This window comes from Streptomyces sp. NPDC006265 (assembly GCF_040613555.1).
Taxonomy (GTDB): domain Bacteria; phylum Actinomycetota; class Actinomycetes; order Streptomycetales; family Streptomycetaceae; genus Streptomyces.
Genome location: NZ_JBEXSH010000359.1, coordinates 1 through 8,483, shown reverse-complemented (window position 1 = coordinate 8,483; position 8,483 = coordinate 1). Strand labels below are relative to the sequence as shown.

Annotated in this window: 5 protein-coding genes and 4 pseudogenes; 2 read left to right on the top strand and 7 right to left on the bottom strand. The window is 72.6% G+C overall.

Translation table 11 applies throughout. From position 1 onward, the window contains the following. Nucleotides 1-89 precede the first annotated feature (89 nt). Together ABZ281_RS26270 and ABZ281_RS26265 are read right to left on the bottom strand one after the other, a co-directional pair. A pseudogene (locus ABZ281_RS26270) lies at nucleotides 90-266 on the bottom strand (CDGSH iron-sulfur domain-containing protein); the annotation flags it as partial. Next, nucleotides 247-1,401: a M24 family metallopeptidase gene (locus ABZ281_RS26265; RefSeq protein WP_356659264.1), complete on the bottom strand. Its 1,155-nt coding sequence runs from the start codon at nucleotides 1,399-1,401 to the stop codon at nucleotides 247-249. The pseudogene ABZ281_RS26270 and the gene ABZ281_RS26265, both read right to left, overlap by 20 nt. Nucleotides 1,402-1,586: 185 nt before the next feature. Here ABZ281_RS26265 and ABZ281_RS26260 point away from each other — a divergent pair. Further along, a pseudogene (locus ABZ281_RS26260) lies at nucleotides 1,587-2,343 on the top strand (metallophosphoesterase). A gap of 9 nt (nucleotides 2,344-2,352) precedes the next feature. Here ABZ281_RS26260 and ABZ281_RS26255 read toward each other — a convergent pair. Both ABZ281_RS26255 and ABZ281_RS26250 read right to left on the bottom strand, forming a co-directional pair. Next, on the bottom strand, nucleotides 2,353-2,919 hold the full coding sequence (locus tag ABZ281_RS26255) for a PDZ domain-containing protein (RefSeq protein WP_356659262.1): 567 nt from the start codon (nucleotides 2,917-2,919) through the stop codon (nucleotides 2,353-2,355). A 132-nt stretch (nucleotides 2,920-3,051) separates the two neighbouring features. After that, a pseudogene (locus ABZ281_RS26250) lies at nucleotides 3,052-3,314 on the bottom strand (multicopper oxidase domain-containing protein); the annotation flags it as partial. Between the two features lie 5 nt (nucleotides 3,315-3,319). On the opposite strand from ABZ281_RS26250, the pseudogene ABZ281_RS26245 reads away from it, so the two are divergent. After that, nucleotides 3,320-3,475 (top strand): annotated as a pseudogene (locus ABZ281_RS26245) (multicopper oxidase domain-containing protein); the annotation flags it as partial. A gap of 588 nt (nucleotides 3,476-4,063) precedes the next feature. Here the strand turns inward: ABZ281_RS26245 and cyc2 are convergent. The 3 genes from cyc2 to ABZ281_RS26230 all read right to left on the bottom strand — a co-directional run bounded on the left by cyc2 (nucleotide 4,064) and on the right by ABZ281_RS26230 (nucleotide 8,255). Then, the gene (gene cyc2 / locus ABZ281_RS26240) at nucleotides 4,064-6,256 is read right to left on the bottom strand and encodes a germacradienol/geosmin synthase Cyc2 (protein WP_356659260.1); all 2,193 of its coding nucleotides are present in this window, start codon (nucleotides 6,254-6,256) and stop codon (nucleotides 4,064-4,066) included. A gap of 105 nt (nucleotides 6,257-6,361) precedes the next feature. Further along, a complete protein-coding gene (locus ABZ281_RS26235) occupies nucleotides 6,362-7,552 on the bottom strand; it encodes a damage-control phosphatase ARMT1 family protein (protein WP_356659258.1) in 1,191 nt (396 codons plus the stop codon). A gap of 55 nt (nucleotides 7,553-7,607) precedes the next feature. Continuing rightward, complete coding sequence (locus ABZ281_RS26230) at nucleotides 7,608-8,255, bottom strand: ScbR family autoregulator-binding transcription factor (protein ID WP_356659256.1); 648 nt, start codon at nucleotides 8,253-8,255, stop codon at nucleotides 7,608-7,610. Between the last annotated feature and the right edge of the window lie 228 nt (nucleotides 8,256-8,483).

Sequence of the window (8,483 nt, the reverse complement as noted above, 5' to 3'; positions counted from 1 at the left end):
GTGGTGCCACTGCCGGCCGACCCGATCAAGCCCGGGGCGTCGCCGTGCGGGACACGGCGGCCGGGAGCGGAGGCGATGGTGCAGCCGGACCACGGGTAGCGGCGGCTGCGGCGGCAGGTGCACAGGGCGACGCGGAAGCGATCGGAGCTGACGACGGAACCGTCCTCGAGCTCCACCTCCACCGGGCCCTCCATCAGCAGCGGGCCCTTGCGTTGAACGGTGACGCGGCGCGGCGCGGCAGGCCGGTCAGACGGGGAGTTCGGCACGGACGACCACCAGCTCTTCCTTGTCGTCGGCGGTGGGCAGCAGCCCCCGCTCCCGCAGCCAGCGTTCCCGGCCGCGCAGCACGGGCCCGAGCGCGATCCGGCGGCGTCTGGTCACCGCGGCCTTCACCACGGAGAAGCACATGCCGGGCACGAGGGGCCGCTCCTCGCCCTCGATCATGTACGGCGGCTCGTGGGTGGTGACGCCGATGCCGTGTCCGGTGCGGTGGATGAAGTACTCGCCGTAGCCGGCGTCGGCGATGACCTCGCGGGCGGCCCGGTCGACGTCCTGGCAGGCGGCGCCGGGCCGCACCGCGCGGAAGCCGGCCTCCTGGGCCTCGCGCACGATGTCGTGCACGCGCCGCTCCTCGTCGGTGGGCTCGCCGACGTGGACCGTGCGCGAGGTGTCGGAGCCGTAGCCGTCCCGCAGCCCGCCGAAGTCCAGGACGACCGTGTCGCCCCGGGCGATGACGCGGTCGCCCGCCTCGTGGTGCGGGTTGGCGCCGTTCGGGCCCGAGGCGACGATGGTGAAGTCGACCTGCTCATGGCCGTGCCGGCGCAGCAGCCGGTCGAGGTCCGCGGCCACCTCGGACTCCCGGCGCCCGGCGAAGGAGACGGTCCGGATCTCCTCGAACGTCGCGTCGGCGGCGACTCCCGCGGCCGCCATGAGGTCCAGCTCGGCCGCGTCCTTGACGGCGCGCAGCATCGGCAGGGCCTCGGTGAGCGCGGCGCAGGAGCTGTGGGGCATGGCCTGCCGGAGGGCCAGCAGGTGCAGCGCCCAGGCGTTGTCGCTGATGCCGAACCGGCCCGAGGCGTCGAGGAGGGCGGCGGTGGCGGCATAGGGGTCCTTGCCGTCGGTCCAGTCGCGCAGGGTCAGGGCGGCCGCGCCGGGCGCCCGGTGCGCGTCCGGGGCCTCCAGGGCGGGGACGACGAGGACGGGGTCCTGCCCGGCGGCGAGGACCAGCAGGGTGAGCCGCTCGGTGACCGCCGGGGGTGTGTAGCCGGTGAGCCACACCAGGTCCGGTCCCGGGGCCACCAGCAGGCCCGCGAGCCCGGCTTCGGCGGCCGTACGCGCGGCGCGCTCCATGCGGGCCCGGTAGTCGTCGGCGGTGAAGGACGCGGCCGTGCTTCCGGTCATCCGGGCCTCCCAGGGCGGGCGAAGGGGCTACGGGCAGCATCCTGCCCGGCCGGAGGGGGCGGCGCGAGCCGTCTGCGGGCATTCACCCCGGCAGCCCGCCTAACGGCAGTGGATTGCCCAAGCGTTATACCTAATGCTTAGATGCGGCTCTTCCATTAAACGGTCGATCGAGGGGGCGTACGACGGTGCTGGTACTCGCGCACATCAGCGATCTGCATCTGGGCCGGGAGCGCGCGGGCGACGGAGCGCGCCGAGCGGGTGCGCGACCGGCTGTGGGAGCTGCCGGGCCAGGTGGATGCGCTGCTGGTGACCGGGGACATCGCGGACCACGGCACGGAGCCGGAGTACGAGGACGCCGCACGCATCCTGGGGCTGCGCACCGGCGACACCCCGTTCCCGGTGCTCATCTGCCCGGGCAACCACGACAGCCGCAGGCCCTACCACAAGGCGCTGCTGGACCGGCCCGGGGGCGAGGGGCCGGTCAACAGCGTGCAGGTCTTCGACGACGGCGCGGTGCTGATGTGCGACTCCAGCGTCCCGGGCAGCGACGACGGGGAGCTGGGGGAGGAGGCCTACGACTGGATCGAGACGACCCTCGACGAACTCGACGGCGGCCTTCCGGCCCTGCTCGCCTTCCACCACCCGCCGGTGGCACTGCACCATCCGCTGCCCGACTCCTACCCGCTGCGCCACCCCGGCCGACTGGCGGACCTGCCGGCCCGACGGCCCGAGATCGCCGGGCTGATCACCGGCCACGCCCACTCCCCCGCCGCCACCTCGTTCGCGGGGCGGCCCCTGGTCGTCGGGCCGGGCGTGACGTGGACGCTGCGGTTGCCCTGGGAGGGCGAGCAGATCGCCGACCGGGAGGCGCCGCCCGGGCTCGCGTTCCACGTCCTGGACGACTCGGGGCGGCTCACGAGCCACTTCCGCGTCGTGCCGTGAGAGCGCGCGTCACGCGGCGACAGCCGGTACGAGCGTCAGCTGCTCGTAGCCGCCGCTGCGGTGGCGGACCGTCAGTCTGACCTCGGAGCCCGGCCGGGTGCGGGCGACGGCCCGGACCAGATCGGCGGCGGTGTCGATCCGGGTCGCGCCGAAGGCCAGGAGGACGTCGCCGCGCACCAGCCCGGCGGCCTGCGCCGGCCCGGGGACGTGCAGCCCCACGACCACGGCCCCCGGCTTCCGGGCGTCCATGACCTGCACGCCGAGCGTCGCGGCGGCGGGCGCGGAGGGTGCCGCGGCGGCGGGCGTGGGGCCAGGGAGCGACGGCGTGTGCTGCCACCCTCGTGGGTCGAAGCGCCCGCCCTTGCCGAGCACCGCGGTGCCCATCGCCCCGAGGCCGATCCCGGAGAGGACCAGGACCGCGCCCGCGAACGAGGCGAGCAGGACGTTCAGGAGCCGCCTCCCGCGTCGCCGGGCGGCGTGCGGGCGGGGCCGTGACGGGCCGGGCCCCGTCACCGCGGCGGCCCCCTCGGGCTCCTGACCCGGCATCGGCTTGGGTCGCAGTGCGGTCTGTTCCATGACGTGCCTCCGGATGGTGCCGATCGCCTCCGGCGGTTCCCGGAACGATCACGGCAGGTGCTCTACCCGGTGCATCGGCGGCCGACGAGCCACGAACGAGTGAGACTGACCCGGGCCCGGCGCGGTCAGGGATCAGCCGGTGTGGCCTTCTCCGTGGCCGCCGTGCGCCCCGCCGTGGTCGAACCTCAACACCTGCGCGGGCATCACGACGAAGGGCCGCATCATGCCCATGTCCTCGTGCTCCAGCGGATGGCAGTGGTACATGAACCGGCCGTGCGCGCCGTCGAACCTCCCCATGACGCGCAGCATCTGGTTCCCGGGCCCCGGAAGACATCCTTCCTGCCGCGTTCGTTGGGCGCGAGCGGGATGTCGGTGCCCGCGTCGTACCGGACCGGCGTAGACCCTGATGTGGGGCTACGACGGCCAGGTGCCGGGCCCGACCATCGAGGTCCGGCGCGGGCAGCGGATCCGCATCGCCTGGACCAACCACATCCCGGAGGACGGTGAGTACCCGGTCACCCCCGTCGAGGTGAAGCTGCACCGGGACGGCCGCCCGAGGCGGGAACTGCGGGTGCAGAGTGGGCCAGGCCGGGCGCAGGGCGATCTCGGTCTCGCGCGGGATGTCCCCGGAGGCGGGGCGCAGGACGGGCGGGATGTGCGACGGCGCGACGTACGGCGCCAGTCCGGCCGGTGCGGGTTCCTGTGCCGGTGTCCCCGCCTCCATGACGTCGGCCGGCTTTTCGATGATCTCGGTCACGGTGAATCCCCCGTGGTGCGTGGCGTGTTCCCCTCACCCGGGCGGGCGAGCACCGAACCGGGGCGCGAGGGCGTGGAGCCGAACAAGGACGTCGCCGCGCTGCCCGCCCGGTCCGTCACGCACCTGTACGGCGCCCAGACGGGCGGCGGCAACGGCACGACCGGACGTACCGGCGCACGGCACGGACGTTCAACGCAACAGTGGAGCTTCCTCAACCGCGCCCATCGTGCACCCCACGCGGCCGGTGACCTGGATGACGCCGTCGGCCGGAACCCGGAAGTCGCCCGGGTAGCCGACCTGGCGTGCGCGTGCCGCCCACCACCGGGTCGAAGCCGGACACGTCGTAGGCGTCGCGGCCGGGGAACTGGCAGTCGGCGAGTCGCCGCCTCAGCGGAGCACGGGCACGGGCATGGCCGGTGGGCGGTCCGGGAGGAAGCCGTGGACGCGGCGGGACAGCCAGTCGGCCTTGTAGCGGTCCACCGAGCGGTGCCAGTGGAGGATGCCGGACATCCAGTTCCGCAGGTCCGCCACGTACGTCGCCATCGCGGCGCGCGCCTGCTTCGTGAGCTGGAAGTCGTCGTACAGGACGGGCAGTTCGTGCTCGACGACGTGCTCGAACTGGCGCATGCGCCGGCTCATCAGGTCGTGCACGATGCCGAGTCCGGTCGGGTAGTCGCAGCCGAAGAAGGTCTGCACGACGAGGATCGCGTTGTGGATCTCGCCCTCGAACTCGATCTCCTTCTGGTACGAGAAGATGTCGTTGAGGAGGCACGCGAAGTCCATCGCGGCGTTCTCCAGGGAGCGGACCGGACCGCTGCGGTAGACCTCGGGCGGGACGGCCGGGCCGTGTCCCATCCGGCACAGGCTCAGGGTGAGCTCGGAGCCGAAGGTCGCCCTGCGCATCTCCAGGTAGTCGACCGGGTCGGGCACGCGGTGGTGGAACTGGTTGGACAGTTCCCACACCCAGCTCTCGGTCATGACGTTCACCGCGTCCTTGAGCGTGCGCCGCGCCTCGGGCGTCATCCCGGCGGTGGTGCGCACCCACAGGTCGGCCAGGCCGCGCTCCACGGCGTTGGCCGGGAGCGGCGGAGCGCCGTCGACCGGCATGCAGTCGGACAGGCGGGCCGTGGTCAGGCGGGCGGCGGCGAGGTCGCGGCGGTGGCCGTAGACCAGGGGATAGTAGTCGTCGCCGTAGGTGCCCCAGGCGAGCCACTGCGCGCTGAGGGCGAGGGCCTCGGGTGTGGCGTCCGGGTCGAGACCGGCCGAGCAGAGGGCGAGGTCGTAGGCGCGGAGCTTGTCCTCGTCCCAGACGCCCTCGGCGAGGATGCCCATGCGCTCCGCCCAGTCGCGCAGACTGCGGCGGGCGTGGTCCACGTGCGGGCTGAGCTCCAGCGGGAACGGCATGCGGATGTCGGGGATCCGCGACGGGCCGACCTTCTGGTACGGCACGTGCGTGTGGGAACGCAGCCTTCCATGCCCGAAAGGCGTGGGAGGTGCCCCCATGGCTCCGGCCGTCGCGAGCAGGGCGCGCACATCGGCGGCCGAGGTGCCGAAGCCGGTGCCTCCCGGCCAGGGGCTTGCGCCGCGCACCGCGTTCTCGTTCATATAGCGGCTGGAGCGCAGATGCCATTCATGGCCGCCCGACTGCCAGTCCTGCAGCCCCTTCGTGTACGCCGCCACGGCCGCGACCTCGTCCGGCCCGAGCCCCTTCTCCAGGGCCACCGCGGGCACTTCGGTGAACGCCGTGTGCTCGAACTGGTGGAGGCGGGAGGTCAGGACGTCGTTGACGGTGTCGGCGGCCTCCTGGGTGGTGCAGCCGAAGAAGGTCTCCAGGACGAGCACGCCGTTGCTGTTCTCGCCCTCGTCCTCGACCTCGCGCTGGTAGGAGAACAGGTCGTTGCGCAGGTGCACGGCATCGGAGAACGTCTCCCTCAGCACCCTGAGCGGCCTGGTCCCGGCGACGGCGGCGGGCACCTCGGCGGTCGCGTACTCCACGAGCCCCGCCGACCAGGGGGCGCCGCCGACCTTGCGGCGCATCTCGATGTACTCGACGGGGTTGGCGATCCGCCCCTCGTTGATGTTGGACAGCTCCCACATCGACTCGTTGAGGAGATGCTCGGTGGCCACGGCGAAGCGGCGGCGCCAGTTCTCGGACATCACCGGCACCGTGCGCGCCCACAGGTCGGCGAGGCCCGCCTCGACCGGGTTCTCCGGCTCCGGCACGGGAGCCGACAGGTCCAGCGGCATGAACAGCGGCAGCCGGTCCAGGTGGGCCTTGCCGGCGACGCGGTCCGGGCTGCGCTTGTACATCTCCAGGAAGTGGTCGTCGAAGAAGAAGACCCACACGTACCAGTCGGTGATGAGGGACAGGGCGGAGCCGTCGCAGTCGGGGTGGGTGTAGGCGCACAGCAGGCCGTAGTCGTGCGCGTCCAGGTCGGCTTGCTCCCAGACGCCGGAGCCCTCCAGCATGCCCATCTCGCGCGCCCACGCGGTCGAATGGGCCCGGGCCTCGTCGACATGCGGGTTCAGCCGCGCCGGGTGCGGCAGGTAGAAGTGCGGGAGTTCGAACGGCTGCGTCATGGCCGGGCCCTACCCGCCGCCCCGCGGCGGCATCCGCGGGACGGGACATGATCACACCATCGCGTGAATCGAACGTGAACGCAGGTGGTGTGGAGGCGACTTGGCCTAGCCGGGGACCCGCACCTGAATCAGCGCGTGCGTGCCGCCGGTGCGCCAGCGCTGGTCCTCCGCCGCGACCAGAGCGGCCTCGGTCTGCGCGTCGAGACCGGTGATCACGTCGGACTTCAGGGTGCGCAGGGCGGCGACCGGGCCGGGGAAGTAGGCGGTGACGTCGGCGAACGGCGTGGTCGGGGCCCACAGCCGGTCGCCGACCAGCCGGCGGTAGTTGAGGTCGCCCTTCACGATCGTGAGGGTGGCCGAGGCGAACTGCGCGCGCAGGTCCCCGGGCATCTCCTCGTAGGGCAGCGGCGCGCTGGAGAAGGCGTGGGCACGCAGGGTGAGGCGGCCGTCGGCGAGGGCGGACCACAACTGCCGGCCGTACGCGGCGGCCGCTCCCCCGGCGCCGGTCAGCCGGCGCACGGCGTCGACGACGTCTGCGGTGGTGGCGTCGGAGACGTAGTAGGGGTACGGCTTGACGTGCAGGACCGCCCGTCCGATGCGGCCGCTCTCCAGGAGGTGGGCGACGAGGAGGAGATCGGGGACGAGTTCGCGGCCCGCGTTGTCGGCGACCAGGCACAGCGCGCCGGTCCCGGTCCCGGGGGCGTCGAGTTGCGCCCAGAGCCGGTCGCTGTCGTCGGCGACCAGGCCGGGCGCGGCGTCCGCGGCCCGTGCGCCTTCGGCGGAGAGGCGGAAGCCGAGGTCGGCCCGGTTACCCCAGAGGGAGCCGTGCAGCAGGGCCCGGGCCTGTTCGGCGGCGGGCCGGCCGGCGAGGCCGTCGAGGGCGGCGAGTTCCTCGTCGGTCTCGGCGGAGTGGAGTTCGGCGAGCTTGAAGGGGCGGAAGGGGTCGATGCCCTGCCAGGGGCCCGGGCCGAAGTAGCCGACGGCCTGGAGCAGGCGGCGGTAGAACCAGCTCTCGGACCAGAGCCACGGCACGTCGAACCAGGACCGGCCGGTGTACTCGCGCAGCCCCCAGGTCTCCCAGAGGTCCCGGTCGTGCGCGTCGTCGGGGAGGGGTTCGATCTCGCCCTCGGTACAGGAGGCGAGCAGCTCGTCGAGGGCGCGGTGCTGCGCGGGTTCGTACGGGAAGGCCTCGCGGACCTGCTTGATGATCGCGGGGTGCCGCTCGGCCAGCACACTGTGAGGGAAGGAGCCCGGCTGGTTGCCGAGGAGCAGGGGCGCGGAGGGGATGTCGGGCATGGGCCTCACCGTAACGCGCGTGCCCTTCGCACGGGACGAGCCGCCCGCCCTGCGGTCACACGGGCGCGATCTCCCGCTCCAGTCGCGCCGCCAGGCTCAGATATCGGGCGCGGCGGGTCACCGGGACCAGTCCGCGGATGAGTATGTTCCACATCTCGGCCGTCCGGCGGGGCTGGCGTGCGACCGGCTCGCGGGAGCGCCCGACGACGCGGGTGCCGACGAAGAAGCAGACCAACGAGTGGGCCACGACGTCGACATCGACGTCCGAGTGCACGTCGGACTCCTTGACCGCGCCGACAAGCCGGGCCGTGACGATGTCCAGCCATTCGGTGAACGGGTGGCTCAGCGGCGGCCGGGGCCGGATCCCGCCCGTGGCGAGCCGCAGACCCGCCCGCAGCACCGGATCCTCGACGGACATGCGGGTGATGCCGAACGTGAGGCGCATCAGCGCTTCGAGGGAGGTGTGGCCGCGGCTGTCGGTCGCCGTCGCCAGCCGGCGGGCGGTGTGCGACTGGAGTTCGAGGATCGCGTGGGCGAGATCCTCCTTCGCCGCGAAGTGGAAGTACAGGGCTCCCTTGGTGACGTGCGCGTGTTCCACGATGTCGCTGAGACTGGTCGATTCGTAGCCGCGACGGTCGAACAGGTCAGCGGCGGCCGTGATGATCGTCGAGCGGGTCTGCTCGGCTCGCAACTGCCTCGCCATCGGCTGAACTCTCCCGGGACGGAAATGAACGGGTCATGCCGTTTGTTTTTACCCCCCGTACACGATAACTCACCCTGAAAGGGCCCTCATCACACCAGTGCGCCGGAGTGTGGGTGCACATCCGGCAAAACAAGCGCCACTGATGAGAGAAAACAGCACGTTCGGTATCTGACTGTGAGGGATGCGGGGGCAGACATAAAGGTGGGCCGGCCGGTGCCCCATCCGCAC

What these genes read in the sequence shown, in the direction of transcription:
- ABZ281_RS26235 (WP_356659258.1), bottom strand. Translation starts at nt 7,552, where the DNA reads ATGCCCGACATCCCCTCCGCGCCCCTGCTCCTCGGCAACCAGCCGGGC.
- ABZ281_RS26265 (WP_356659264.1), bottom strand. Translation starts at nt 1,401, where the DNA reads ATGACCGGAAGCACGGCCGCGTCCTTCACCGCCGACGACTACCGGGCC.
- ABZ281_RS26255 (WP_356659262.1), bottom strand. Translation starts at nt 2,919, where the DNA reads ATGGAACAGACCGCACTGCGACCCAAGCCGATGCCGGGTCAGGAGCCC.
- ABZ281_RS26230 (WP_356659256.1), bottom strand. Translation starts at nt 8,255, where the DNA reads ATGGCGAGGCAGTTGCGAGCCGAGCAGACCCGCTCGACGATCATCACG.
- cyc2 (WP_356659260.1), bottom strand. Translation starts at nt 6,256, where the DNA reads ATGACGCAGCCGTTCGAACTCCCGCACTTCTACCTGCCGCACCCGGCG.